The organism is Microbacterium sp. S308A+, assembly GCF_049800815.1.
Taxonomy (GTDB): Bacteria; Actinomycetota; Actinomycetes; order Actinomycetales; family Microbacteriaceae; genus Microbacterium.
Genome location: NZ_JBNAFT010000007.1, coordinates 1 through 25259, shown reverse-complemented (window position 1 = coordinate 25259; position 25259 = coordinate 1). Strand labels below are relative to the sequence as shown.

The following is a 25259-nucleotide window of genomic DNA, read 5'->3' as shown; positions in this document are numbered from 1 at the left end:
AGGGACGACCATGAAGGCTGTGCATGAAGGGACCGCGATTGCCGAGGCCGAGGCGATCTGCATGGGCCCACGGATCGAGGTCGGCGCCTAGGGGCGCGGGGGACCCATGATCGAGTTCCGTTCGGTCACCAAGACCTTTCCCGACGGCACCCGCGCGGTCGACGAGTTCGACCTCGTGATCCCGTCGCGGCGTACGACGGTCTTCGTCGGATCCTCCGGCTGCGGCAAGACCACGCTGCTGCGCATGATCAACCGGATGGTCGACCCGTCTTCCGGCGCGGTCGAGATCGATGGCGAGAACGTGCTCGACGGAGATCCGGTCGCGCTGCGCCGTCGCATCGGCTACGTCATGCAGAACTCCGGGCTCATGCCGCACTTCACCGTCATCGACAACGTCGCGACCGTGCTGCGTCTGAACGGCGTCGGCCGCGCCGAGGCACACGAGCGTGCGCGCACGATGCTCGACACCGTCGGCCTCGACCGCTCGCTTGCCGACCGCTATCCGAGCCAGCTCTCCGGCGGCCAGCAGCAGCGTGTCGGCGTGGCCAGGGGCCTGGCGAACGACCCCAACATCCTGCTGATGGACGAGCCGTTCGGTGCGGTCGACCCGATCGTCCGCACCGAGCTGCAACAGGAGATGCTGCGGCTGCAGCGGGAGCTCGGCAAGACCGTGGTGTTCGTCACTCACGACATCGATGAGGCCTTCCTCCTGGGCGACCAGATCGTGATCCTCGACGTCGGTGCGCGGATCGTGCAGGCGGGCTCTCCGGAGGAGATCATGGCCGCTCCGGCCGACGACTTCGTCGCGGCGTTCATCGGCGCCGACCGGGGCAAGCGCTCCCTGCACCTCAAGACCACGCCGCGGGGCACGGTGGTCGTGGACGCCGACGGGCGTGCCCAGGGCACGCTGGCCGGCGAGATCCCCGCCGGTGCCGGCGAGGTCTCGGCCGGCATCGGCGAGAACGGCGGCTGATGCGCTGGATCGCCGAGAACATCGGGCTCATCCTCGAGCTCGCGGTCGTGCACGTGCGGCAGAGCCTTCTCGCGCTCGTGCTCGGCTTCGTCCTCGCCGTGCCCCTGGGCCGGATCGCCTGGCGGTACCGTCTGGTGCGCGGGCCGATCATCGCGCTCACGGGCCTGCTCTACACGATCCCGTCGCTCGCGCTGCTGATCCTGCTCCCTGCCGTCGCCGGCTATCCCGCGACGATCGAGGCGAACCTCGTGATCGCCCTGACGATCTACGCGGTAGCGATCCTCGTTCGCGCCGTCGCCGACGGCCTCGACTCCGTGGACCAGGGCGTGCGGCAGGCGGCGACCGCGATGGGCTACGGAGCGACCAGGAGGTTCTGGACGGTCGAGCTCCCCCTCGCCGGGCCCGTGATCCTCGCGGGTCTGCGCGTCGCCGCGGTCAGCACGATCTCTCTGGCCACGGTCGGGATCCTCATCGGCGTGACGAACCTCGGCTACCTGTTCACCGACGGTCTCCAGCGCCGCATCATCGAGGAGGTCTTCGCCGGGGTCGCGGCCGTCGTGGTCCTCGCTCTTCTCGTCGATCTGCTTCTGGTCCTCCTCGGGCGCCTGGTCATGCCGTGGCAGCGCACCGCTCGACGGAGACGGAAGACGAGAGCGGCGGTCGCCGCAGAGACCGCGGAGGCGGTCGCATGAACCTCTTCGTCGACGCCTTGCGGTGGCTGTTCTCCCCCGACCGGCTTGAGGGGGCGTACGCCCTGCCGGTCCTTCTGGGCCAGCACCTTCTGTTCACCGTCGTCTCGGTCCTCATCGCCGCGGCGATCGCCGTTCCGGCCGGGTGGGTCATCGGTCACACCGGGCGCGGCCGCGAGATCGCGGTGGCGGTCTCGGGCGCCGCTCGCGCGATCCCGTCGTTCGGGCTCCTCGTCCTGCTCGTCCTCCTGCTCGGAGTGCTGCGCACCCCCGAGGCCGCGATCATCACCTTCGTGCTCCTCGCGATCCCGTCGCTCCTCGCCGGCGCCTATACCGGGGTCGAGGCGATCGACCGTCGGGTGATCGACGCGGCGAGGGCGATGGGCATGACGCCGTGGCAGGTCTTCCGCAAGGTGGAGCTGCCTCTCGGGCTCCCGCTGCTGATCGGCGGTCTGCGCGCGGCCGTGCTGCAGGTCATCGCGACCGTGACGATCGCGGCCTACGTCAACCTCGGCGGTCTCGGCTGGCCGATCATCCAGGGGATCCCGCTGCGTCGCTTCGACCAGGTCCTCGCGGGAGCCGTCCTCGTCGCCCTTCTCGCCCTTCTCGCCGACCTCCTCCTGGCCCTCGCACAGCAGGCCGCGGTCCCCGCCGGCATCCGCGCCGCCGGCGGTCGTCCATCCTCCTCTTCTCGCCGTGACGTCCGAAAGGCCGCCACGGCGCGTGCCTGACCTTCCCCCTCCCCGCACCCCCGACCGCCACTGAGAGGAAACCCCATGTTCACCGCTCGCCTCACCCGCGCCGTGGCCGCTGTCGGCGCCGCCGCGGCGCTCGCGCTCGCCCTCAGCTCCTGCGGATCGAGCAACCCCCTCGCCGAGCCGTCCGGCTCGACGACGGACGGCTCCTCCGACGCCGTCGTCATCGGATCGCAGGCCTATTACTCGAACCAGATCATCGCCGAGATCTACGCTCAGGCCCTCGAGAAGAAGGGGGTGGAGGTCACCCGCCAGTTCAACATCGGTCAGCGCGACGCCTACATGCCCCAGGTCGAGTCCGGAGCGATCGACGTCTTCCCGGAGTACACCGGCAATCTGCTGGAGTACTTCGACCCGAAGGCCACGGCGACGAGCCCCGACGACGTCTACGCGGCGCTCACGAAGGCGCTGCCCGACGGCCTCGTCGCCCTCGACTATGCCCAGGCCACAGACCAGGACACCTACACCGTGACCAAGGCGTACGCCCAGGAGCACGGGCTGGAGAGCATCGCCGACCTCGCTAAGGTCCAGGGCACGGTCACGGTCGGCGCCGCGCCGGAGTTCGAGCAGCGCCCCTATGGGCCGGCCGCCGCCAAGGAGGCCTACGGTGTCACGCTCGGCTTCTCGGCCACGGGCCCCACGACGCTCGAGGCGCTGCTGGCCGGGACGGTCCAGGTCGCCGACATCTACTCCGCCGACCCCGCGTTCCAGACCGAGCAGATCGTGGCGCTCAAGGATCCGAAGAACATGATCCTGTCCTCCAACATCGTGCCGATCGTGAGCGCCAAGGCCGAGTCGAAGGTCGCCGACACCCTCAACGCGGTGAGCGCGAAGCTCACGACGGAGGAGCTCAGCAGGCTCAACGTGCAGAGCACGAAGGACAAGAAGGAGGCGGCCGACATCGCCAAGGCCTGGATCGCAGAGAAGGGTCTCAGCTGAGACGTCGCTTGCACGCCCACTGCGGCCGTCGGATCCTTCGGGAACGGCGGCCGCAGTCGTGCCGGAGGACGCCCCGCGCCATGACGGCACAGGTCTCGCGGAGAAAGGTCCCATGCAGACGCCCTGTTCCTCACGGATCCTCGTCCTTCCGTCAGATGAACGGGGCGCTCTCGTGTCCCTCAAGAAGGCGATGACCATGTCGCCTGGACGCGAAAGGACGAACACCTCATGCAGAGGACAGAAGCATCGGCAGGAGACCTCCGCCCGGAGTCGGCGGGACTCTCCCGCCGCTCCCTCGTGAAGGGCGCCGCGTGGTCGATGCCCGTCATCGCCGCGGCCGTGGCGGTGCCGGCCGCGTCGGCATCCGTCGCCTGCACCCCGGGCAGAGTCTCACTCGTGGCGGGCGCGACGGGTTCGGCGGTGGCCCGCCAGACGGTCATCGTCCCGGGGAACGCGCGGACGATCACCTTCATCGTCCGCGGTGGTGCGGGTGGCGGTCCGCAGGCTGCGGGGTCGGGGGCTCTCCTGACGGGGTCGATCTCGCCGACCGGGGCGCCGATGACCTTCGACATCATCGCCGGGCAGCAGGGGCACGGGCGGCTGGGAACCCCGATCGTCTCCCAAGGGTTCGGCAACGGTGGCATCGCGTCGATCCCCTCGCACACCCCCGATATCAGCACAGGCTTCGTCTACACCGGCACCGGCGGCGGCGCGGGCTCGGCCATCCTCCTCAACGGCGCCCCCCTGGTGGTCGCCGGCGGCGGCGGGGGCGCCGGTTCGGACAGGACGAACGGGTCCAAGCTCGCGCCGCAGCCGCCGGCGACGTTCTCCGGCGCGGGCGGCTCCGCGGGGCAAGGCGGAACAGACGGCCAAGGCGACATGTACGCGCCCGGCGGGAAGGGCGCGAACGGTTCGGCGCCGGGCGGCTTCTCGCGAGGCTTCGCCGTGCTGACCAACTACACCTGGGCGACCGGCTGGGGCGCGGCGGGCGGCGTTCCCGGATCCGGGGCGAACGGCGGCGGCGACGGCGGGAACGTCATCCCCGGCACCTCCAACTACGTCAACAACCAGGGGACGGATGGCTGGGGTGCCGGCGCCGGCGGCGGCGGTCTCGCCGGAGGCGGCGCGGGAACGGGATCCTTCTGGGCAGAGCCCACCACCGGGGGAGCACTCCCCCGGTTCCTCGGTCACTACGCGGGCGGGGGTGCGGGCTCGAGCGTCATCAACCCCGGCGCGTCCGGCACGTTCGCCGCGGGCGGCACCGGTCCGGGGATGGTCGAGATCAGCTGGACCTGCTGATACCGAGCGACGTCAGACTCGGGAGTCCTGACGCGGGATCCAGATCTGCTTCACGATGATGAGGATCGAGGCCGCGACCGGCACCGCGATCAGGGCCCCGAGCAGACCGAGGAGGGTGCCGCCGGCGAGCGCGCCGATCACGACGAGGGCGCCGGGGACCGAGACCGCCTTGTTCATCACGCGCGGCGTGATCACGTAGGCCTCGATCTGCATGTACGCGAGGTAGATCGCGGCGAAGACGAGCGCCGCCACAGGATCGGCGAACAGGGCGATGCTCGATCCGATGACCCAGAACAGCACGGGGCCGACGAGCGGGATCATGGTCACCAGGAAGGCGACCGTGGCCATGAGCGGCGGGAACGGAAGGCTGAGGACGGTGTAGAGCAGCAGGGTGATCATCGCGTTGATGAACGCGAGGATCACCATGCCCTGCACGTAGCCGCCGACGGAGTCGGTGATCTGGTCGGTGATGTCTCCGGCCCGCTCGCGGTCGCGTGCGGGGACCAGGCGCAGCAGGCCCGTCTTCATCGACGGCAGGGTCGCGACGAAATAGAGGGTCAGCACCAACACGACGATGAGTCCGGAGATCCCGGTCGCGATCGACGCACCGACCTGCAGCGCCCCGCCGCCGATGGCCGCGATGTTGTTCGGGTCGGTGAGGAACTTCTGGACCTCGGCGAACAGGTCCTGGAACTGGGCGCCGAACTGGCCTTCCAGCCAGCGGTAGACGTCGCTGTGCATGAAGTCCTGGATCATCGGCTGGATCGAGCGCGCGAAGATCGAGATCTGGTTGACGACGATCGGCACGATCAGCACCATGACCGCGATCAGCAGGACCAGCAGCGAGAGGATCACGATCAGCACGCTCACGCCGCGGGAGAGCCCGCGGCGCTCCAGGAATCGCACGGCCGGATCGAGTCCGAGAGCGGCGAAGAGGGCGAAGGCGATGTAGATGAGGACGGTCGAGAGGTTCGACAGCGTCAGGCCGAGGAGGATCGCGGCGAGTCCCCCGAGCGTGGCGAGGAAGCCGAAGACGAAGGGCTTGTCGATGCGCGTCCAGAACGAGGCGCGCGGTGCGACGGCCTCGACGTAGGAGCCTGTGCCGGACGCCGAGGGCGCGGAGCCTTCTGTCGGAGCGTCTGTGACTGTGCTCTCGGCCGCCGTGCCGGTGGTGCCCGCAGCGCTCCGGGCCATGGGGTCGGCCGTCTGTTCGTTCTCCGGGTCTGTGCCGGTCGCGCGGTCGTGGCTCATGGGTCTCACCCTAGGCGAGTGGTGCATCGCGGGCACGCTAGTGTCGGAGTGTCGAGTGCGAGGAGGGTGCCATGACCGCTGCGGAAGAACCGAAGGCCGAGCTCCTGCGTCTGCGGGCGAGCATCGACAACATCGATGCGGCGCTGGTGTTCATGCTCGCGGAGCGGTTCCGCTGCACGCAGCAGGTGGGGCGCCTCAAGGCCGAGCACGAGATGCCCGCCTCGGATCCGAAGCGCGAGGAGCAGCAGGTCGCCCGCCTGCGCGCTCTCGCGGAGGAGGCGCACCTGGATCCGGAGTTCGCCGAGAAGTGGTTCAACTTCGTCGTCGCCGAGGTCATCCGGCATCACACGGAGGCCGCCGAGGGGCGCTGAGGGACAGGCGCGGCCGTCCGGGCACGGGCATGTCCTTAGTCTCTTCCGTGTCGTCTTCGGCCCCGCGATAGCCTCGCCTCATGGGCCATCGCTCGTCGTCACTCCTCGTCCGTCTCGCGCTCGGCGGCGGGGCCGTCGCCGCGCTGCTCGGGCTTTCCGGATGCGCCGGATCGGTGTGGCCGACCGGCTCGACGGACTCCGCGGTCGTGACGTCGTCCGCGGCGGACTCGTGGGTCGGCGCATGGGCGGAGAAGGAGAGGGGCGCGTCGCTGGGCTGGGAGCCGTGCGACGACGACGAGGAGATGTCGTGCGCGCGGATGCGGGTCCCTGTGGACTGGTCCTCCCCCGAAGGGGCGACCATCGAGGTCCCGGTCCGGATGAAGAGATCGGCGACCCCTGACGCGCCCCTGCTGTTCCTCCTCGACGGCGGCCCGGGCGGCGACGGCGCGGGTTTCCTCTCCTCGGTCGTCGGCGGCGACAAGAACCGGCAGGTGCAGGCGGCGTTCTCCGCGGCGAGCCTCACCCCTCGCGGTGTGTACGGCGTCGATCTGGGCCCGGAGCCGCTGGACTGCCCGGAGTGGAGCATCGCGTGCGAGGAGTCGGACACTCTCCTCAGATATGCCAGCACCGCCGACCTGGCGATGGACTACGAATACCTCCGCCGCCTGACGGGCGGTCAGCCGTTCCGCGCGGTCGGTGCCTCGTATGGGACGTATGTCGGAGCCGTCTACGTCTCGCTCTTCCCGCAGCACGCGCAACGGATGGTCTTCGACGGCGCCGCGGTGGACTACAGCTTCGCGCCTCTGGGGTGGGAACGTCAGAGTCTCGCGCTCGAGGACGCTCTGGACCGGTTCCTCGCCCGATGCGTGAACGGAGAGCTGGGCCCGTGTCCCTTCTCGGGGGACCCGGCGGAGGCCAAAGAGCGACTGATCGCGCTCCGCGTGGACCTGGGCACGCGTCCGCTCGAGGACGGGGCCGGTTCGTCCGACTCCCCGGTCACGGCGTTCACGCTGACGAACGAGGTGATGTCCGCGCTCTACGGCGGGGAGTCCGAATGGCCGGACGCCGCCGCACGCCTGGGCGAGGTCGTGGCCGCCGTCGAGCAGGCGACCTCGGACGCGGCGGCGACGCCCGCGCCTCGGCGCGGCACGGGGTCCGCATCGGCGAAGGGGCAGGGAGCGAAGAGTGAGGACGAGGGGATGAGCGTCCCTCACCGGCTCTCGAACGCGGTGTTCTGCGCGATGCCGAACACCTCGGGGCTCGCGGCGCGGCCGAGCATCGCCCCGCTCCCCGACGACGACCTCTTCTTCGGACAGGACTCCGGAGGCTTCGTGGAGGACGCCGTGCATGTGCTCGGGTGTGCGGGCGACCGTCCCGTGCACCGGGATCCGCAGATCTCCTATGACGGGGAGGAGCGGTTCCTCGTGACATCCGTGACGGGAGACCCGGCGACGCCGTTCTCGGACGCGGCCTCCCTCGCGGATGCGCTGCATGCCGTGCTCCTGCCCGTGGACGGCGAAGGGCACGTCTCTGTCTTCTCGCGGTCGCAGTGCTCGACGGCGATCGCCGTCGACTACCTGAGGACCGGGGCGACACCGGGGGAGGAGGTCCGCTGCGCGACCGACCGGTGAGGGCGCTGGCTTCGTCACCATCGGATGATTATGATCTTTTTGAAAGATTTCAATCATAAGCACTCACAGAAGAGGGCCCGATGACCGATCAGCAGCCCGGCTCGCACATGCGCGCGGAACTCGACTCCCAGCCGGAGACCTGGGAGCGTGCCGCGGCGATGCGCGCCGAACAGTCCCTCCTGCCCGCCCACGGCATGCGCGTCGCCGTCGTCGGATGCGGCACCTCCTGGTTCATGGCCCAGTCCTATGCGGCGCTGCGGGAGTCCGGCGGCTTCGGGGTGACGGACGCCTTCGCGGCCTCCGAGGCCTTCGTCGACCGTGGCTACGACGCCGTCGTCGCCCTCACGCGCTCCGGCACCACGACCGAGGTGCTCGAGCTCGTCGCGGGCCTGCGGAAGACGGGATCCTCGGCCCGCGTGGTCGGCGTGATCGGCGATCCCGCCTCTCCTCTCGTCGACATCGTGGACGATGCGATCCTCCTCCCCTTCGCCGACGAGCGCTCGGTGGTGCAGACACGATTCGCCACGACGTCGCTGGCGCTGTTCCGCTCGGCGCTCGGCGAGGACATCTCCCGCGCGATCGCCGACGCCAGGAGTGCCTTGGCCGACATCGACCCGTCCCTCGCCGCCGCCGACCAGTACAGCTTCCTCGGCCGCGGCTGGACGATCGGTCTCGCGCACGAGGCGGCGCTCAAGCTGCGCGAGTCGTCGCAGTCCTGGACCGAGTCCTATCCGTCGATGGATTACCGTCACGGTCCGGTCGCGATCGCCGCGCCGGGGCGGATCACCTGGCAGTTCGGCGCCGCCCCGGAGGGGCTCGCGGCGCAGGTCGCGGCGACGGGCGCCCGTTTCGTCGAGCACCCCATCGACCCGATGGCGGATCTCGCGCGGCTGCATCGCGTCGCTCTGGACCGGGCGCTCGCCAAGGGACTCGACCCCGACCGGCCGCGCAACCTCACCCGCTCCGTGATCCTCGACGACTGAGGCGAGAGGAGTCGGCCGATGACGCCGGAGACCGGTCGGACCCCCGCGCCTGACGCCGCAGGCGGCACGGGTCCCGCCGACGCCGAGGGTGACGTCCTCACGCCGATCCGCGGGATCGGGGCGGGGACGGCGGTGCTGGCGTTCGACGTCGGCGGGACCGACATCAAGTCGGCGCTGTTCGACGCCGACGGCAGACCGCTCGGCCTGCGCCGCACGCCGACGCCTCCGGCCGGGAAGGACGCGCCAACGCGTCTGCTCATGCGGCTGCGTGGCCTCGCGGACGAGCTTCGGGAGGGGCATCCGGGGATCCGGCCTCGCGCGGTCGGGCTCATCGTCCCCGGGATCGTGGACGAGGTCGCGGGCGTCGGCGTCTTCTCGAGCAACCTGGACTGGCGCGACGCGCCGATCCGGGCGCAGGCGGAAGAGGCGTTCGGCCTTCCGGTGGCGTTCGACCACGACGTGCGGACGGCGGGCTGGGCCGAGCACGTCGTCGGCGCCGCCCAGCCGTACGCCGACTCGGTGGTGCTCGTGATCGGGACCGGCATCGCCGGTGCGCTGCTCGTCGGAGGGCGTCCCTACACGGCCGGAGGCTATGCGGGTGAGATCGGGCACGCTCCGATCGGCGACGAGCCGCTGTGCCCGTGCGGAGCGCGCGGCTGCCTGGAGGCCGTCGCCTCGGCCGGGGCGATCGCCCGCCGCTACACCGCCGCGACAGGCCGGGCGGTCGACGGCGCGAAAGAGGTCATCGCGCTCGCCGCTCGTGGCGACGCCGAGGCGGGCCGTGTCTGGGCCGAGGCCCTCGACGCGCTCGCCCTGTCGATCGCGCAGCTCACAGCGGTGATGGCGCCGCAGGCCGTCGTCATCGGCGGAGGGCTGTCCCGCGCGGGAGGCGCACTGTTCGACGAGCTGCGCCGCCGTCTGGAAGCCCGGTTGAGCTTTCACCGGATCCCCGTGCTCGTCCCCGCCGAGCTCCAGGGGAACGCAGGGATCCTCGGCGCGGCCCTCCGAGCCAGGGAGATCGCATGATCGTCACCGTCACGCCGAACCCGGCCGTCGATCTCACCTGGCGCGTCGACCGGCTCGTGCCCGGCGGCACGCATCGCGCGGACGCCGGCAGGTCGCGGGCCGGGGGCAAGGGGCTGAACGTGGCGCGGGTGGCGCATGCCCAGGGGGCGGCCGTCCACGCCATCACGACCGCGGGCGGAGCCACCGGCGACGAGGTCCGGCGCGAGCTCCGCGACAGCGGGGTGCCGCACACCGTCATCCCCGTCGAGGCGCCCACCCGGCGGAGCGTCGCGCTCGTCGACGAGAGCCTTGGCGACGCGACGATCGTGAACGAGCGCGGGATCGCTCCGACCGCTTCCGAATGGCGGGAGCTGCACGCCGCCGTCGGCGCCGCTCTCACCGCGGCCGTCTCTCGCGGCGCGCAGCCGGTCGGCCCGGTCGCGTCGGCGGGCAGGGCCGTCCAGGCCGCCCTGGCCGAGGCGGCGTCCGCCCGACCCGTCCTGGTCGTCGCCGGCAGCGTTCCGCCCGGGTCCCCCGACGACACGATCGAGGCGTTCGTCGCGCAGGGCAGGGCGGCGGGCGCCGTGGTGATCGCGGACACCTCGGGGCCGGCACTGCTGCGAGCCGCCGAGGCCGGGGCTTCGGTGCTCAAGCCGAACGCCGCCGAGCTCGCCGAGGCGACCGGGATCGACCGCCCGGTGGACGGCGCTCGCGAGCTGCTGCGGCGGGGCGCAGGGCTGGTCCTCCTCTCCCTGGGGTCTGCCGGGATGCTGGCCGTCTCCGCCGAGGGCATCGTCGGCGCGCGACTCGCGGAGCCGTTGGCCGGCAACCCCACCGGTGCCGGCGACGCCGCCGTCGCCGCGTGCGCGGTGCTGCGGGCCGAGGGCGAGGACGATCCGGAGACGATCATCCGCCGCGCGACCGCATGGTCGGCCGCGGCGGTGCTCATGCCGCTCGCGGGCGAGGTCCACGCGTCCTGGCCCGCCCTCGAGGCGGCTGTCCTCATCGAACGGAAGGAGCAGCGATGACCCATGCCTCCACCCGAGACCTCGTGGCGGACGCCGCCGCCCGCGGGGTCGGGATCGGCGCCTTCAACGTGATCCACCTGGAGACCGCCGAGGCCCTCGTCGCCGCCTCCGAGCGCGCAGGGCTGCCGGTGATCCTGCAGATCTCGCAGAACTGCGTCGACTACCACGGCGGCCTTGAGCCGATCGCCTTCGCCGCTCTCGCCGTCGCCCGCCGCGCGACGACGCCCGTGGCCGTCCATCTCGACCATGCCGAACGGCCCGAGCTCGTCGACGAGGCGATCTCCCTCGGCTTCAGCTCGGTGATGTTCGACGGAGGGCGGCTCGACTACGCCGACAACGTCGCACTCACGCGTGCGGTGGCTGCCCGAGCGCATGCGGCCGGCGTGTACGTGGAGGGCGAGCTGGGCGAGGTCGGCGGCAAGGACGGCGCGCACGCCCCCGGCGTCCGCACGGATCCGGAAGAGGCGAGGGCCTTCGTGGAGGAGACCGGCGTGGACGCGCTCGCGGTCGCGGTCGGCTCATCCCACGCGATGACGGATCGCGTGGCGACGCTCGACCTCGATCTCATCGTCCGGCTCCGGGCGATCCTCCGCGGCGCCGGAAGCCGGGGAGCCGATGTGCCGCTCGTGCTGCACGGCTCCTCCGGCGTCCCCGACGACCTGCTCGCCGCGGCTGTCCGCGCCGGTATGACCAAGGTCAACGTATCGACTCACCTCAACGGCTTCTTCACCCGGGCGATCAGGGAGCGGCTGGCGGCGGACGAGGGGCTGGTCGACTCCCGGCGGTACTTCGCCCCTGCTCGTGAGGCGGTCGTGGGTGAGGCGGCGCGCCTGCTGCGCCTCTTCGCAGGCGAGGCGTCATCGCCCGCGAACGGGGCGGAGGCGTGAACCGGGCGGCGCGCCTGGCCGCGATCCTCGACCTCCTCGCGGCGCAGGGCGAGGTCGGTGTGGAGGAACTGGTCGAGCGCTTCGGCACGTCGCCCGCCACGACCCGCCGCGACCTGGACAGCCTCGCCGAGCAGCGGCTGCTCACGCGCACGCACGGCGGAGCGGTGGCGCAGTCGGTCGCGTACGAGCTGCCGATCCGGTACAAGAGCCACCAGCGGACCGACGAGAAGGAGCGGATCGCGCGGGCCGCCTCCGCCCTCGTCGCTCCCGGCGCGGTCGTCGGCCTCTCCGGAGGCACGACCACCACTGCGATCGCGGCGGCGCTCGCCGCGCGCGAGGATCTCGCCGAGCGCGGTCTGACCGTGGTGACGAACGCCGTCAACATCGCGGCGCAGCTGGCGACGCGCACCGACATCAAGGTCGTCGTCACGGGCGGGGTGATCCACGCTCGCAGCTACGAGCTCGTGGGCCCCTTCGTGGATCAGCTGCTGAGTGGGATCCGTCTCGACCTCGCCTTCATCGGCGTGAACGGCATCGATGCCGTGGCCGGCGCGAGCACGCATGACGAGCGCGAGGCGGCGGTGAACCGGATGATGGCGCGGCGGGCGCGGCGGGCGATCGTCGCCGCGGACTCCGCCAAGATCGGCGTCACGGCCTTCGCCGCGGTGGGCGGCGTCGACCTGTTCCCGACGCTGCTGACGGATCGCGGGATCGCGGACGCCGACCATGCGGCGTTGAGCGATGCGGGCTACGAGGTCGTCGTCGCGGACTGACGCCTCGGCCGCTCGTCCGGTCTCGGCGGTGCCTGGCCGAGCCGCCGGCCCGTTCGATCGCCTCCGTTCCGGGCGGCTGGCGACTTCCCGGATGCCGGAGGATGCCGAACCGAGATCTCCGCCATCCGGAGATCTCTCAGCCATTCGGAGACCTCAGCCGCCCGGAGACGTCACGGTCACCCGCGCGCGAGCGGAGCCTGGCCGTTCTCGGGGCCATCCGGCGCGAGCGGGCGGGCGCCTGGGCTACAGCCGGCGACGACCGGTCGCGTGCGCGAAGATCAGGCTCGTGCTGGTGGCTGCGACCTCCGGGAGCACGGACAGGGTGTCCGAGACCAGTTCGCGGAGATCGCCGGCGTCGTGCACCGCGACGTGGACGAGGAAGTCTCGGTCTCCGGCGAGGAAGTACACCCGCTGGGTGGCCGGGATGTCTTCGAGGTAGGCCTGGAATCGGCGTAGATCCCCGCGTGCATGGGCGTGCAGCCGGAGCGAGATGAGCGCCTCCAGCCCGAGGCCCAGCGCGGCCGGCGAGATCTCGGCGTGGAATCCGGTGATCACCCCACGGGCCTGCAGGGAGCGGACGCGTTTGAGGCAGGTGGACTCGGCGATGCCGGCGCGCGCGGCGAGCTCGGTGTTGGAGATGCGTCCGTTACGGCCGAGCTCCGCGAGCAGTGTCAGGTCGGTCGCGTCGAGGGCGGCCGGTGCCGCGGCAGAGGGCGAAGATTCGGCTGCGGACATGAGCGTTCCTTTCTCCAGGAGAGGGATCTGCTCCTGATCTCGACCAGAGTACGAAGATTCTTCGTCGCATGCGAGAGAAGGCATCGAGATCTGCATGATGAGGAGGAGAGTATCGGGAGGGCGCAATGGTGCGAACGATCGTCGTCGGTGCCGGGATGGTGGGTCTCGCGACCGCCTGGCATCTGCAGGAACGCGGGATCGAGGTGACGGTGATCGACCGGGTGGGCGTCGCCGCCGGCTCGTCGTGGGGGAACGCGGGCTGGCTGACCCCGGGGAAGACCATCCCGCTGGCCGATCCGAGTCTGTGGTCGTACGGGCCCAAGGCGCTCCTCGACCCCGACGCCGCACTGCACGTGCCGCTCCGCGTGGACCCGGGGCTGTGGTCTTTCCTCTCCCGGTTCGCCGCGCACGGCACCGCGCGGGCGTGGGATCGGACGATGGCGGCCCTCACACCGATCGACCGGGTCGCGCTGGACTGCTTCGACGAGCTCGAGGCCGGAGGAGTGGACTCGTGGACCCGCGAGGGCCCGTTCGTCATCGGCTTCGCCGAGGAGGCGCACGCGAAGGGATTCCTGCACGAGATCGCCGGGGTGATCCGGCACGGCCAGGACGTCCCCTTCGAGCGGCTGGACGACCCGAGAGAGCTCGCGCCGCAGTTGTCGGAGCGGGTGACGGTCGGCTACCGCCTGGACGGTCAGCGCTTCATCGAGCCGGCTCCGTATGTCGAAGCGCTCGCCGCGGCGGTCCTGGGCCGCGGAGCACGGATGATCACCGGCCGCGAGGTCGTCGACGTCTCGTCCACGCGGCGGCCGGTCGTGGAGCTCTCCGACGGAGAGCGTCTGGAGGCCGACTCCGCCGTGATCGCGACGGGTGCGTGGATGCCCCGGCTGGCGCGACGGCTCGGGGTGCGCACCCGCGTGCAGGCCGGCCGCGGATACTCCTTCACGGTCGACAGCGAGCAGCCGGCGCGGCACCCCGTCTACCTGCCGTACCAGCGGATCGCCTGCACGCCCTACGAGGGGCGCTTCCGGATCGCCGGCACGATGGAGTTCCGCGGGCCCGACGAGCCGTTCCAGCCACGACGCGTCCAGGCGATCATCGCGCAGGCCCGGGAGCTGCTGACCGGGGTGGATCTCGAGCGCCGCCATGACGAGTGGGTCGGCTCTCGTCCGGTCACGCCGGACGGTCTGCCGCTGGTCGGCGCGACCAGGGCGCCGAACGTCTACGTCGCCGGCGGGCACGGGATGTGGGGGATCGTGCTCGGCCCCGCCACCGGCAAGCTCCTCGCGGAGCAGATCGTGACCGGACGGATCGATCCGATCATCGCCCCTTTCGACCCCCTGCGCTGAGGGCGACGCGAGCCGGCCGCGTCAGCGCACGCCGGACGGCGTGGCGATCGCGAACCGTTCGGCGTGCGCGACCCAGCCGGCCTCGGCGGGGAGCGAGCGCAGGCTCCGGTTCGTCAGTGCCAGGATCGCGGCGATGCCGCAGAGCCCTGCGCTGACGAGGATCGTCGCCTCGCGTCCGATCGTGGCGAGCCCGACGCCGGCGATGAGGGGGGCGAGTGGTGTCGCACCCATCCCGAACAGCATCGTCGCGCTGTTGGCGCGTCCCAGCATCGCGCTCGGCGTCGCGACCATGAAGTAGCCCATCATCGAGGCGTTGATGGCCGGAAGCAGGAGTCCAGGCACCGCGAGCATCAGGGCGATCGGCAGCGCGTCGGTCACGAGCGCCGTGGCGGCGGCGCCGACGGTGAGGATGAGAAGCCCCGAGCCCATGAGCGCGCCTGCACCCACGCGCGTGACCAGTGCGCCCGAGAACAGCGCGCCGACGAGCATCGCGCCCCCGATGCCGGCACTGAGCCAGCCGATCACCGTCGGCGAATGCCCGTCCTGCTGAAGGCCGTATACGACCGTGGTCATGGCGGCGTTGATCCCGAGGTTCACGACGGTCATGACGATCAGCACGCCGCGAAGGTCCACGCGGGAGAAGAGCCAGACGACGCCTTCGCGGATCTCCCTGGCGGCGTTGCGCGTCGCTGGCGCCTCACGGGCGTCCTCGGTCCCCTCGGTCCCGATCGGGAGGGAGGGCTCCGAGACAGAGGAGGCGGGCGCCGGCAGGCGAGGGATCAGCGCGGCCGTGAGGGCGGCGATCCCATGGCACACGGCCATCACCGCGCCGACGAGCCAGCCGCCGACGACGAGGAGCGCTCCGCCGAGCGGGCCGCCGCCGAGCTGCAGCACGGCCTCGCGCGCCTGGTTCGCCGCCTGCGCACGACCCATCGCGGGGGCGGGGACGACCTCCTTCAGCGCGCTCTCGCCGGCGACGTCGAAGAGCGCGCTCCGTGCGGCGAGGAGGACGTCGAGCACGAGGAGGACGATGAAGGTCAGCGCCCCCGCGGCCGAGAGCACCGTGAAAGCTCCCGCGATCAGCACGCCCAGGACCGAGCCGATCACCATGAGCGCGATCCGGGAGTGACGGTCGGCCAGGACGCCGCCGAGCATCACCAGGACGACGCGGACGGCCATCCCCGTCGCGCCGATGACACCGGCCTGCGCGGGGTCGTCCGTGATCATGAGCGCCAACAGCGGGACGGCGAAGGCGAACAGCGCTTGGGCGAGCCCTTTGGCTGTGTCGCTCACGAGCCAGGAGACATAGCGGGCGTTGCGCCAGAGTGAGGAGGAAGGAGCGGGGGAGGGGGCGTCCATGCCGATCACTGTAGAAGAGCAAGGGAAGTTGCGCAATAACCATTGCGCAACTTCCCTTGGGTAGAATTTCGGCATGGACGAGGGGGACGACCCGCAGGCGCCGACGACCGCAGCGTTGAAAGCCATCGCGCATCCGTTGCGCCGCCGGATCCTCCGGGAGTTCCAGTCGCGGCAGGCGCTGCGGGCGGCCGACCTCTCGAACACGCTCGAAGAGCCGGCCAACAAGATCAGCTTCCACCTGCGCGTCCTCGCCGATGCCGGGTTCCTCGCCGAGAGCCCCGAGCTCGCCCACGACCGGCGCGACCGGGTCTGGACGATCGTGCAGGACGGCGTGAACCTGGGCGGAGGGCGGCATCCGATCGCCGACCGGGCCCTCGGCGGCGTGGTGCTGCAAGGCATGGTCGACGATCACACCGAGATGGTGCGGCGGCTCGCGAGCTGGGCGTCCGACTACCTCTCCGGCGACGACGACAATGCACACGGCACGTTCTCTCGATTCGGGCTCGTGCTCGCGCCGGATGAGTTCGTCGCGATGCTGGCACGCATCGGCGAGGTCGTCGAGGAGGCCAAGGCCGCCCATGATCCGGACGCGCCGGACTCCCGCCTGTACGAGATGGACATCGTCGCGGTCGACGACCGCCTCTGAGCGGGAGCCGGAGCGCTCGCCGGGCCGAGGGCCGCTCGGCGACCGCTGGCACATGCGACGGTGGGGAGGAAGCCCGCTCCCTCCCCACCGGGGATCGCCTGGATCGAGGGCCGGCGACCCGGTCAGGGAGTCGCGCGGCGCAGGACCAGGTAGGAGATCGCCATGAGCACGGCGATCACGACCAGGGCCCAGAGGGTCAGGCCGAGAGCGCCGAGCCAGACGATGGTCTGTCCGACCTGCCCCCACAGCTCGAGCCTCGTGACCAGGAACGCCAGGGCCACCAGGATGAGCCCGCTGCCGACGCTGACGACGGTGGTCATCGCCGCACCCCAGCGCTTGTAGATCGTGGCTCCGGTGAAGCCGATCACGAAGAAGAACATCGCGAGCGCGAAGTAGAACAGCCCGGCGGCGAGCGGACCCGCCTCCCAGAGCCAGGGGAAGCGGAACACATATCCGTTCACACCCCAGCCGTTCGTCACATCCTCGATCCAGCCGCCGACGAGGAACGCCGCCGCCATCAGGAGCGCGCCGAGAGTCGCGGCGACCATCGTTCCGAGGAAGAAGTCGCGGCGGGTGATGCTCATCGCCTGCGAGAACGGGAAGGTCAGCGTGAGAGCCGACAGCCCCATCGCGAAGAAGTACCAGAGTGGCGCCTGGCCGCCTCCGCCGTACTTCGGGGTGTCCACCGGGATCATCGCGTAGATGGCGACCGAGATGGCCAGCGCGGAGCCGAGGACGATGAGCGGGACCCAGACGAACGTCTGCTTGTTGATCAGCTGAAGCCGAACCACCTTCAGGATGCGGGACATCAGCGCACCTCCTCCGTGCTCGGGGCGAGGGCGACCTCATCCGCGCCTCGCGTGCCTGCCGCCTTCTGGGTCAGGCGGACGATCAGCTGCTGCAGCGAGACCGGCGCGAGATCGAGGCCCTGTGCCTCCACCTCCGCCCGTTCGGCCGGCGACAGCACTCCTAGGGTCGTGACCGAGGCCACTCGCCCGAGCGCCTCGCGGTGCAGCACCTCGCGGCCGGCAGCCCAGGCGTCGACCCTCTCCGCGTCTCCGACCACCGTGACGGCACGGTCGCGGACGGCGTCGGTCTCTTCATCGAGGATGATCCGCCCGTCATCGATCACGAGCACGCGCTCGATGAGGTTGGCGACCTCGTCGATGAGGTGTGAGGACAGGATGATCGTGCGCGGCTGCTCGGCGTAGTCCTCGATCAGCCGGTCGTAGAAGATCTGCCGCGCGACCGCGTCCAGACCCAGGTACGGCTCGTCGAAGAAGGTGATCTCGGCGCGGGCCGCGAGGCCGATGATCACGCCGACCGCGGAGAGCTGCCCGCGGGAGAGCTTCTTGATCCGGCGATTCGTGGGGAGCTGGAACTCCGCGACCAGCCGGTCGGCGAGCTCCTGGCTCCAGTCCGGGAAGAACAGCCGTGCGGCGCGGAAGGCGTGCTCCGGGGTCGCGTCGTCCGGGTACTTCTGGCTCTCGCGCACGAAGCACACGCGGGAGAGCACTCGGGCGTTCTCATACGGTTCCTCGCCGAAGACCCGGACGGATCCCGAGGAGGCGAAGTTCTGCGCCGTGAGGATCGACATGAGGGTGGTCTTGCCGGCGCCGTTGCGTCCGAGGAGGCCGTAGATCCTCCCCGGCTCGATCGACAGCGACACGTGGTCGAGCGCGAGCTTGTCGCGGTACTTCTTGGTGAGGTTCGACACCTCGATGACGGCGGTCATGCGGGGTTCCCTTCGGTGGAGGCGCCTGTCGCACGTTCATGGAGCAGGGTGGCCAGGTCGTCGGGGCCGAGTCCGATCATGCGGGCCTCGGCCAGGAGCGGGTCGATGAAGCGATCGGCGAACGCGGCACGGCGCTCGCCGAGGAGGACGTCGCGGGCGCCGCCGGAGACGAACATTCCGACGCCGCGCCTCTTGTGCAGGATGCCTTTCTCGGTGAGCATGGCGACCCCCTTCGCTGCGGTGGCGGGATTGATGCGATAGAAAGCGGCGAGCTCGTTCGTCGACGGCGCCTGGGACTCCTCCGTGAGCGTGCCGTCGAGGATGGACTCTTCGATCGCCTCCGCGATCTGGAGGAAGAGGGCGCGGCCTTCGTCGATCACAGGCTCTCCTCGCTTCTTTCGTTAGTTACTGGACTAGGTAACCAGAGGAGTACCGATCTGTCAACGCCGGTGATGAACGGCAGCCGCCGGAGCGTGGACGGGTCCCCCAGGCGCGCGACGCGCCGCCTCGCCTCAGCCCCCGTTCCGGCGGAACGCCATGCGCATTTGGCGGCCCGAGGAGAAGCCAGTGACCCGTGCGACGTCCTCATACGCGCCGGGCGATTCCGGATTGGTCGTGTTCAGGAGCACCGAGGCCGCACGGATGCGGCGTGCCTCGATGGCGCGACGCGGCGTCGTGCCAGAGGCGGCGAAGAGCCGGTGCAGGTAGAACGTCGACACGGAGACATGCGCGGCCAGCGTCTGCACGGAGAAGGTGGCATCGGCGTAGTGCTCGTCGATCGCGGCATAGGCGTCCCGCAGGATCTTGACCTGCGCGGAGGAGAGCGAGGCGGACTCGTGAGCGGCGTTGATGACCCCTGACGTCACGACTCCGGTGAGGACGTCGAGCAGCAGTTCCGCACCCGGCGACTGCCCGAGGCTTGGCCGCGTGCTGATCACGTTCGTCATCGTGGTGAAGAGGTCGTAGTGGTCGGTGGGCAGCGGAAGGGGGCGGCCGTGGTGGGCGATGAAGCGGTCGAGCGTGAACGCCGGCGCACGCAGATGCCATTCGGCGCGTGCCCAGATGCCCCGATTGGCGGTCTCCAGCGGCACGACCCCGTCGACGAAGATGAGCTGGCGGGGGCGGAGCCGGTCGGCGCCCTGGACGCCGCGGATCTCCGCCTCCCCGTCCACGCCGACGATCACGCGAACGGTTCCGTGGGGCAGCGAGCGGGAGGACAGCACGCCGCCGGTGGACCAGACGCGTGACACGGTCCACGACCGGTGCTGGGTGAGCTCGACGGAGTAGCGGCCAGGGCCGGCGTCGTCATTTTCCCACCCGAGCACGCCGAACGACGATGAGCGTGCAGAGGCACGGGCATCGGGAACAAGCGGGGGCTCGACTGGGGGCATCGTTCGAAAAGGGCTTCTCCTCGGTGTGGCGGGCCGGTGTGCCCGTCATACCGAGGGCGGGGTAGACACAACGAGCCTCACATTCGGGCTTTGACACACCACTTGCACCGCGGCGCACGCACGAAGCTGTTCTCCAGCCGACACGAAGCTGCCCGGTCTTGTCGTCTCGCGGGTTCGGACTCGCCTCCCGGCGCGTAAATAGAGGGGCGCATCGTCGTGGAGACACCACGGTGCGCATGTCATGTGGAAGAAGACCGAGAGGAAGCGCTCGTGACTGAGAGTCCGATGCCCGAAGAGATGTCTGGTGTCTCGCGGCGAACGATCGTGAAGGGTGCTGCGTGGTCGGTGCCGGTGATCGCGACGGCGGCGGCCGTGCCTGGTGCGGCGGCGTCGGGGAGGTTGTCGGTGGGGTTGACGATCTCTGGTGATTGTGTGGCGCCGGGCGGTGCTCTGCCTGATGCGGCGGTGGCGGTGACGGATGAGTCGGGTCCTGTGACCGGTGCGACCGTGACGCTCATGTTCAGCAGCAGCAATGGTGGTGAGGTCACGATCGGCGGGAAGACGTATCCGACGGAGAGCTCGACTCTCACGCTCGCAGTGGGGGAGACCGCTCTCCGGGGCGTGGTGGCGAAGACGGCGGGGACCGTGCTGGTCACGGCGACGGCGAAGACGTCGGACGGGCGCTCGGCGACCAGCACCACACAGGCCTACGAGATCTGCGTGCCGCAGACCTCGACCCTGTACCAGAAGGGCCCGTCCGGAGAGGTTCTGAAGGGGAACCCGACCACGGCGGCCGGTCCGGTCCGGCTCTCTGGCGTCGGCGCGGTCGGCAACAACTACGCCTCGTTCCTCACCACCGAGGGCAAGGTGTACATCACCGGTGCGGCGAACGCCTCCGTCGGGTACATGGTGAACATCCCCACCGGGCTGCAGGTCAAGGCGGTGAAGTACCAGGAGGGCGGTGACTACGGCTGGGGGATCGGCAGCGACGGAAAGATCATCGCCTGGGGCTCTGACATCAACGACGTCAAGCCGAGCCTGGGAGGCGACGGATATACGTACTCTGCCGACCGGCCCTGGGTCGTCGGCCGGAACTACGTGACGGCTCTCTCCGAGTCGGGTGAGGTCCGACGCGGAAACAGCAACACGGCGTTCCAGACGACGACGATCCCGGGCGGCGATACCATCAAGCAGATCACCACCCAGCAGGACGGAGACAACGCCTGGATGGTCGGTGAGACCGGTGGCGTCTACTACACTACCGGTCTCGGCGGCAGCGCGGTGGCGACGAAACCTCATCCCGACGGGATCGAATCCATCGCCCCGGGCCGCGAGTACGTCCCCGGCATCACGAAGCGCGGAGAGGTCGTCATGCTGACCGGCTTCGACGCGTCCTGGACCTCGGTGACGGGACTCCCCGCCGGGGTGCAGGCAGTCTCTCTCACGACGAGGGAGAGCTCCGACTACTGGTACATCCTCGGCAGCGACCGGAACGTCTACGGCCTCGACCACGAGCGCAAGATCACGCAGATCACGACGTCAGGGGACATCGACAGCGTCACCCCGGCCACGACGTCCCTCTTCCTTCGGAAGAAGGACAACACCTGGTGGTGGCAGCCGGGCAACACCGGACAGATCCAGCCGCTCCTCGACGGCGGAACGCCCATCACCGCACGCTGGATCGGAGTCACTGAGGGCAACCAGTACGGATGGGCGCTCGCCTGACCGCATGACGCGTCCTGGGGAGGGCGCGAATGTGACCGCCGGCAGGGTGGACCTTTTGGGGAGGTCCATCCTGCCGGCGCATCTGTGCGATGCGGCCTTGGGCGCCGGTCCGGGTGTGGCTTCACCGTCGTCATCGGGAGGCGTATCCTGAGCGCATTCCATCCCATTGTCGGTACGGTTCTGCATATGGTCGCCGACAGCGCGGAAACCGGGTCGTGCATTGTCTTCGCAATTCGCCGCAGCGCTCCGAGGCGGGCATAGGCCGGCGCGATCGGAAGTCATTCGCATCTCGGCCCTCACCTAAGTGCTATCCCCTAGTGACTATCTGGCGGACGGTGGCTGGCGCCGAAGGGCGGCCTGCAGGGTGCGCACCGTGTTGAACCCGGATCGATGCGCGACCTCCAGCATCGCTCCGTGGCTGTGCGCGGGGGCGAGTTTGAGGAGCGCTCGTGCGGTCTCGACGCGCCGTGCCTCGATGGAGCGTCGGGGGGTGGTGCTGAGGACGGCGTATAGGCGGCTGAGGTAATACGGTGAGACAGCGAGCTCGGATGCGAGGGTGGCGACGCTGAACGTTGGGTCGACGTGACGCTCATCGATGACCTGCCGGGCCCGCTCGATAATGGCGGCCTGGCTCTTTGAGAGCTGGGGAGTCGTGTCGACGGCGTCCAGGACGGCGGCGGCGACCACGGACGCGAAGGAGTCGAGCAGGACGCCGGCGCCACGGCTTTCCCCGAACCCTGCTTCCGTGCTGACGACATTGGTCATGGTCGCCAGCAGTTGATAGTGGTCCCGTGACAGATGCAGCGGCTTCCCGTGATGAGCGGCAAGCAGCCCATGGCGGAGCATCGGTGTCCGCAGATGCCATTCGCAACGCGCCCAGAGCGTGGTGTTCGTGATCGAGAGGTTCACCTCGCCGGGCACGACCAGCATCGTGCGGGGGACGAGCGTGAAAGTGGCCTCTTCGACCTGGGCCTCGGCAGTGCCGTCAACGCTGAGGAGTATCCGGCTCGTGCCAGTGGTCAGTGTCTCTGCCTCGAGGGTTCCGACCGTGGACCAGACGCGCGCGATCGTCCATGTCGAGCCGCGGGTCAGCTCGACGGAAGACCGATCGATCCGGGTGGTCGCTCGCCACCCCAAGGAGGACAGCGAAGGCTGCGGCGCTTGTGAGCGAGCGTGGTCGGGGTATGCCGACGAGGAAGAGGGGGGCATCAGCGGGGGGAAGGAGCGGAGCGGGGTCGGGAGCAGCGGAGTTGGATTGACATGAGTCTCACCTCTCAGTGACGTGGGGGCGTCCGTGTCGTCACCGAGCATGTCGGAACTTGCCCGAGTCTCGTCGCAAACCTGCCTTCCGGTGGGGTTCCGGGGCCGCGCCAACGACCTTTCTGGGATGAATGGAGCAGTGCTCCTGCCGCCTACGGACGGGGCAGGCCGGTTTACGGGCCGGGCAAGACAGATCAACGATCTCCGATAGACAGATCAACGAATTGAGGAATGTTCATGAACGACGTGCGTCCCGAAGAGATCTCTGGTGTCTCGCGGCGAACGATTGTGAAGGGCGCTGCGTGGTCGGTGCCGGTGATCGCGGTGGCGGCGGCGGTGCCTGGCGCGGCGGCGTCGGGGAGGCTGGCGGCCGCGCTCACTATCCCGGGCGGCTGTGTGGCGCCGGGTGGGGGTCTGCCTGCGGCGACCGTGTCGGTGACAGACGAATCGGGTCCGGTAGTTGATGCGACGGTGACGTTCACGTTCGCCAGCAGCGATGGTGGTACGGTCACGATCGACGGGAAGGTGTATCCGACGCCGAACGCGACGTTGACGTTGGCACCGGGTGAGTATGCCCTGCAGGGAGTGACGGCGACGACGGCGGGAACTGTGCTGGTCACCGCCACGGCGAGTACACCCGATGGGCGCTCGGCGACCAGCACCGCACAGGGCTACGAGGTCTGCGCACCGCAGACGGCGACCTTGTACCAGAAAGGCGCTGGTGGGACGAACCAGGTGACTCGACAGGGGAACCCGGCCACGGCGGCTGGCCCGGTCCAGCTCTCTGGCGTAGGCGCTGTCGGAAAAGACTACGCCTCGTTCATCACGACGGCAGGGGGCGTGTACCTGACCAGCAGCGCAGACGGAGTCGGATCCCTGGTGCAGATCCCTGCCGGTCTCCGGATCAACGCAGTGAGGTACCAGGAGGGCGGCAATTACGGGTGGGGGATCGGCAGCGATGGAAAGCTCATCGCCTGGGGTGCATCGCCGGCCGACGTCAGGCCGGGCCTGGGCGGTGACGGGCATACGTACTCTGCTGACCTGCCCTGGATCGTGGGGTTGAACTACGTGACCGCTCTCTCCGAGTCGGGAGAGGTCAGGCGCGGAAACAGCACCACGGCTTTCCAGACGACGACGATCCCGGGCAACGATCCGATCACGCAGATCACCACACAGCAGAACGGTGACAACGCCTGGATGGTCGGCGAGAGCGGTCGCGTCTATTACGCCACTGGCCTCGGCGGCAGCGCCGTGGCGACGGCCGTCTCTCCTGAGCCGATCCGCTCCATCGCTCCGGGCACCGTGGTCGTCTCCGCCATCACGGAGAACGGAGGGATCGCCATGCTGGATGGCTTCGGCTCATCTTGGACCTCGGTGACAGGGCTTCCCTCCGGGGTGCAGGCCGTATCCATCACAGCGCGGGAGAGCTCCAACTACTGGTACATCACCGGCAGCGACGGGAACGTCTATGGCCTCGATGCGGCGCGCAACATCACGCAGATCACGACGTCGGGCGACATCGATAGCGTCACCCCGGGCACGGGAGCGGCTTACTTCAGGAAGAACGACGGGACCTGGTGGTGGCAGCCGGGCAACACCGGAGCGCTCCAGCAGCTCCTCACTATGGAGTCGGAACCGGTGGTCGCGCGCTGGATCGGCGTCACCGAGAACGACTTCTGGGGCTGGGCGCTCGCCTGACCATATGCGTGTCCGGTGAGGACGAGCATATGACCGCCGGCAGGGGTGGGTTCCATGTAGGACCCGCCTCTGCCGGCGTATCGATGGCGCGCCTCTGCCTCGAGGGTTCCGATCGTCTACCAGACGTGGGGGAGCGTCCGTGTCGTCACCGAGCATGTCGGAACTTGCCCGAGTCTCGTCCCGAACCTGCCCTCTGGCGGGGTTCCGGCTTCCTGCGCGTGTCCTTTCTGGATGAATGGAGCAGTGCTCCTGCCGCCTACGGACGGGGCAGGCCGGCTTACGGGCCGGGCAAGACAGATCAACGAATTGAGGAATGTTCATGGGGGATGTGCGTCCCGAAGAGATCTCTGGTGTCTCGCGGCGAACGATTGTGAAGGGCGCTGCGTGGTCGGTGCCGGTGATCGCGGTGGCGGCGGCGGTGCCTGGCGCGGCGGCGTCGGGGAGGCTGGCGGCCGCGCTCACTATCCCGGGCGGCTGTGTGGCGCCGGGTGGGGGTCTGCCTGCGGCGACCGTGTCGGTGACAGACGAATCGGGTCCGGTAGTTGATGCGACGGTGACGTTCACGTTCGCCAGCAGCGATGGTGGTACGGTCACGATCGACGGGAAGGTGTATCCGACGCCGAACGCGACGTTGACGTTGGCACCGGGTGAGTATGCCCTGCAGGGAGTGACGGCGACGACGGCGGGAACTGTGCTGGTCACCGCCACGGCGAGTACACCCGATGGGCGCTCGGCGACCAGCACCGCACAGGGCTACGAGGTCTGCGCACCGCAGAC

At 69.9% G+C, this 25259-nt stretch carries 24 protein-coding genes and 1 pseudogene; 17 read left to right on the top strand and 8 right to left on the bottom strand.

Translation table 11 applies throughout. The features are described 5' to 3' along the window. Nucleotides 1–106: 106 nt before the first annotated feature. From ACP15J_RS13670 to ACP15J_RS13650, 5 genes are all read left to right on the top strand, one after another. Nucleotides 107–973, top strand: coding sequence for an ABC transporter ATP-binding protein (locus ACP15J_RS13670; RefSeq protein ID WP_424937711.1), 867 nt, complete (start codon nucleotides 107–109; stop codon nucleotides 971–973). Continuing rightward, entirely contained in the window at nucleotides 973–1665 is a 693-nt protein-coding gene (locus ACP15J_RS13665; RefSeq protein ID WP_424937710.1) for an ABC transporter permease, read from the top strand. The genes ACP15J_RS13670 and ACP15J_RS13665 overlap by 1 nt, the downstream gene beginning before the upstream one ends. Beyond that, the gene (locus ACP15J_RS13660) at nucleotides 1662–2393 is read left to right on the top strand and encodes an ABC transporter permease (protein ID WP_424937709.1); all 732 of its coding nucleotides are present in this window, start codon (nucleotides 1662–1664) and stop codon (nucleotides 2391–2393) included. Before ACP15J_RS13665 ends, ACP15J_RS13660 begins: the two co-directional genes overlap by 4 nt. A gap of 45 nt (nucleotides 2394–2438) precedes the next feature. After that, entirely contained in the window at nucleotides 2439–3356 is a 918-nt protein-coding gene (locus tag ACP15J_RS13655; RefSeq protein WP_424937708.1) for an ABC transporter substrate-binding protein, read from the top strand. A gap of 228 nt (nucleotides 3357–3584) precedes the next feature. Beyond that, complete coding sequence (locus tag ACP15J_RS13650) at nucleotides 3585–4655, top strand: hypothetical protein (protein WP_424937707.1); 1071 nt, start codon at nucleotides 3585–3587, stop codon at nucleotides 4653–4655. Between the two features lie 12 nt (nucleotides 4656–4667). Here ACP15J_RS13650 and ACP15J_RS13645 read toward each other — a convergent pair whose 3' ends face one another. After that, entirely contained in the window at nucleotides 4668–5906 is a 1239-nt protein-coding gene (locus tag ACP15J_RS13645) for an AI-2E family transporter (RefSeq protein WP_424937706.1), read from the bottom strand. 71 nt (nucleotides 5907–5977) lie between these two features. Here ACP15J_RS13645 and ACP15J_RS13640 point away from each other — a divergent pair, with 71 nt between their 5' ends. The 7 genes from ACP15J_RS13640 (at nucleotide 5978) to ACP15J_RS13610 (ending at nucleotide 12584) form a co-directional block, all read left to right on the top strand. Then, nucleotides 5978–6277: a chorismate mutase gene (locus ACP15J_RS13640; protein WP_424937705.1), complete on the top strand. Its 300-nt coding sequence runs from the start codon at nucleotides 5978–5980 to the stop codon at nucleotides 6275–6277. Nucleotides 6278–6357: 80 nt separating this feature from the next. Further along, the gene (locus tag ACP15J_RS13635; protein WP_424937704.1) at nucleotides 6358–7908 is read left to right on the top strand and encodes an alpha/beta fold hydrolase; all 1551 of its coding nucleotides are present in this window, start codon (nucleotides 6358–6360) and stop codon (nucleotides 7906–7908) included. Between the two features lie 80 nt (nucleotides 7909–7988). Further along, complete coding sequence (locus tag ACP15J_RS13630; RefSeq protein ID WP_424937703.1) at nucleotides 7989–8891, top strand: SIS domain-containing protein; 903 nt, start codon at nucleotides 7989–7991, stop codon at nucleotides 8889–8891. A gap of 18 nt (nucleotides 8892–8909) precedes the next feature. Next, nucleotides 8910–9917 carry an ROK family protein gene (locus ACP15J_RS13625; protein ID WP_424937702.1) on the top strand — a complete coding sequence of 336 codons (1008 nt, stop codon included), beginning with the start codon at nucleotides 8910–8912 and terminating at the stop codon, nucleotides 9915–9917. Beyond that, nucleotides 9914–10924: a 1-phosphofructokinase family hexose kinase gene (locus tag ACP15J_RS13620; protein ID WP_424937701.1), complete on the top strand. Its 1011-nt coding sequence runs from the start codon at nucleotides 9914–9916 to the stop codon at nucleotides 10922–10924. Before ACP15J_RS13625 ends, ACP15J_RS13620 begins: the two co-directional genes overlap by 4 nt. Continuing rightward, nucleotides 10921–11811, top strand: coding sequence for a class II fructose-bisphosphate aldolase (locus ACP15J_RS13615; RefSeq protein WP_424937700.1), 891 nt, complete (start codon nucleotides 10921–10923; stop codon nucleotides 11809–11811). The genes ACP15J_RS13620 and ACP15J_RS13615 overlap by 4 nt, the downstream gene beginning before the upstream one ends. Beyond that, nucleotides 11808–12584 (top strand): DeoR/GlpR family DNA-binding transcription regulator, encoded by a 777-nt coding sequence (locus ACP15J_RS13610; protein ID WP_424937699.1) that lies wholly within the window; start codon nucleotides 11808–11810, stop codon nucleotides 12582–12584. The genes ACP15J_RS13615 and ACP15J_RS13610 overlap by 4 nt, the downstream gene beginning before the upstream one ends. 243 nt (nucleotides 12585–12827) lie before the next feature. On the opposite strand, the gene ACP15J_RS13605 is transcribed toward ACP15J_RS13610, so the two are convergent. Next, complete coding sequence (locus ACP15J_RS13605; RefSeq protein ID WP_424937698.1) at nucleotides 12828–13319, bottom strand: Lrp/AsnC family transcriptional regulator; 492 nt, start codon at nucleotides 13317–13319, stop codon at nucleotides 12828–12830. A 125-nt stretch (nucleotides 13320–13444) separates the two neighbouring features. Here ACP15J_RS13605 and ACP15J_RS13600 point away from each other — a divergent pair, with 125 nt between their 5' ends. Continuing rightward, entirely contained in the window at nucleotides 13445–14668 is a 1224-nt protein-coding gene (locus ACP15J_RS13600) for an NAD(P)/FAD-dependent oxidoreductase (protein ID WP_424937697.1), read from the top strand. Nucleotides 14669–14689: 21 nt separating this feature from the next. Here the strand turns inward: ACP15J_RS13600 and ACP15J_RS13595 are convergent, their stop codons facing one another. Then, nucleotides 14690–16027, bottom strand: a complete 1338-nt coding sequence (locus ACP15J_RS13595) for an MFS transporter (protein ID WP_424937696.1) — start codon at nucleotides 16025–16027, stop codon at nucleotides 14690–14692. Nucleotides 16028–16100: 73 nt separating this feature from the next. Between ACP15J_RS13595 and ACP15J_RS13590 the strand changes: the two genes are divergently transcribed. Continuing rightward, nucleotides 16101–16673, top strand: a complete 573-nt coding sequence (locus ACP15J_RS13590) for a winged helix-turn-helix domain-containing protein (protein ID WP_424937695.1) — start codon at nucleotides 16101–16103, stop codon at nucleotides 16671–16673. A 122-nt stretch (nucleotides 16674–16795) separates the two neighbouring features. On the opposite strand, the gene ACP15J_RS13585 is transcribed toward ACP15J_RS13590, so the two are convergent. The 4 genes from ACP15J_RS13585 to ACP15J_RS13570 form a co-directional block, all read right to left on the bottom strand. Continuing rightward, on the bottom strand, nucleotides 16796–17482 hold the full coding sequence (locus ACP15J_RS13585; protein WP_424937694.1) for a hypothetical protein: 687 nt from the start codon (nucleotides 17480–17482) through the stop codon (nucleotides 16796–16798). After that, entirely contained in the window at nucleotides 17482–18408 is a 927-nt protein-coding gene (locus ACP15J_RS13580) for an ABC transporter ATP-binding protein (RefSeq protein WP_424937693.1), read from the bottom strand. Before ACP15J_RS13580 ends, ACP15J_RS13585 begins: the two co-directional genes overlap by 1 nt. After that, nucleotides 18405–18788 (bottom strand): GntR family transcriptional regulator, encoded by a 384-nt coding sequence (locus ACP15J_RS13575; protein ID WP_424937692.1) that lies wholly within the window; start codon nucleotides 18786–18788, stop codon nucleotides 18405–18407. The genes ACP15J_RS13580 and ACP15J_RS13575 overlap by 4 nt, the downstream gene beginning before the upstream one ends. Nucleotides 18789–18920: 132 nt before the next feature. After that, the gene (locus ACP15J_RS13570) at nucleotides 18921–19733 is read right to left on the bottom strand and encodes a helix-turn-helix domain-containing protein (RefSeq protein WP_424937691.1); all 813 of its coding nucleotides are present in this window, start codon (nucleotides 19731–19733) and stop codon (nucleotides 18921–18923) included. A 336-nt stretch (nucleotides 19734–20069) separates the two neighbouring features. Between ACP15J_RS13570 and ACP15J_RS13565 the strand changes: the two genes are divergently transcribed. Next, nucleotides 20070–21524: a hypothetical protein gene (locus ACP15J_RS13565; RefSeq protein WP_424937690.1), complete on the top strand. Its 1455-nt coding sequence runs from the start codon at nucleotides 20070–20072 to the stop codon at nucleotides 21522–21524. A 321-nt stretch (nucleotides 21525–21845) separates the two neighbouring features. Here the strand turns inward: ACP15J_RS13565 and ACP15J_RS13560 are convergent, their stop codons facing one another. Then, the gene (locus tag ACP15J_RS13560; RefSeq protein WP_424937689.1) at nucleotides 21846–22661 is read right to left on the bottom strand and encodes a hypothetical protein; all 816 of its coding nucleotides are present in this window, start codon (nucleotides 22659–22661) and stop codon (nucleotides 21846–21848) included. A gap of 360 nt (nucleotides 22662–23021) precedes the next feature. Here ACP15J_RS13560 and ACP15J_RS13555 point away from each other — a divergent pair, with 360 nt between their 5' ends. Both ACP15J_RS13555 and ACP15J_RS13550 read left to right on the top strand, forming a co-directional pair. Then, a complete protein-coding gene (locus ACP15J_RS13555; RefSeq protein WP_424937688.1) occupies nucleotides 23022–24482 on the top strand; it encodes a hypothetical protein in 1461 nt (486 codons plus the stop codon). Nucleotides 24483–24801: 319 nt separating this feature from the next. Then, nucleotides 24802–25259: pseudogene (locus tag ACP15J_RS13550) on the top strand (hypothetical protein); the annotation flags it as partial.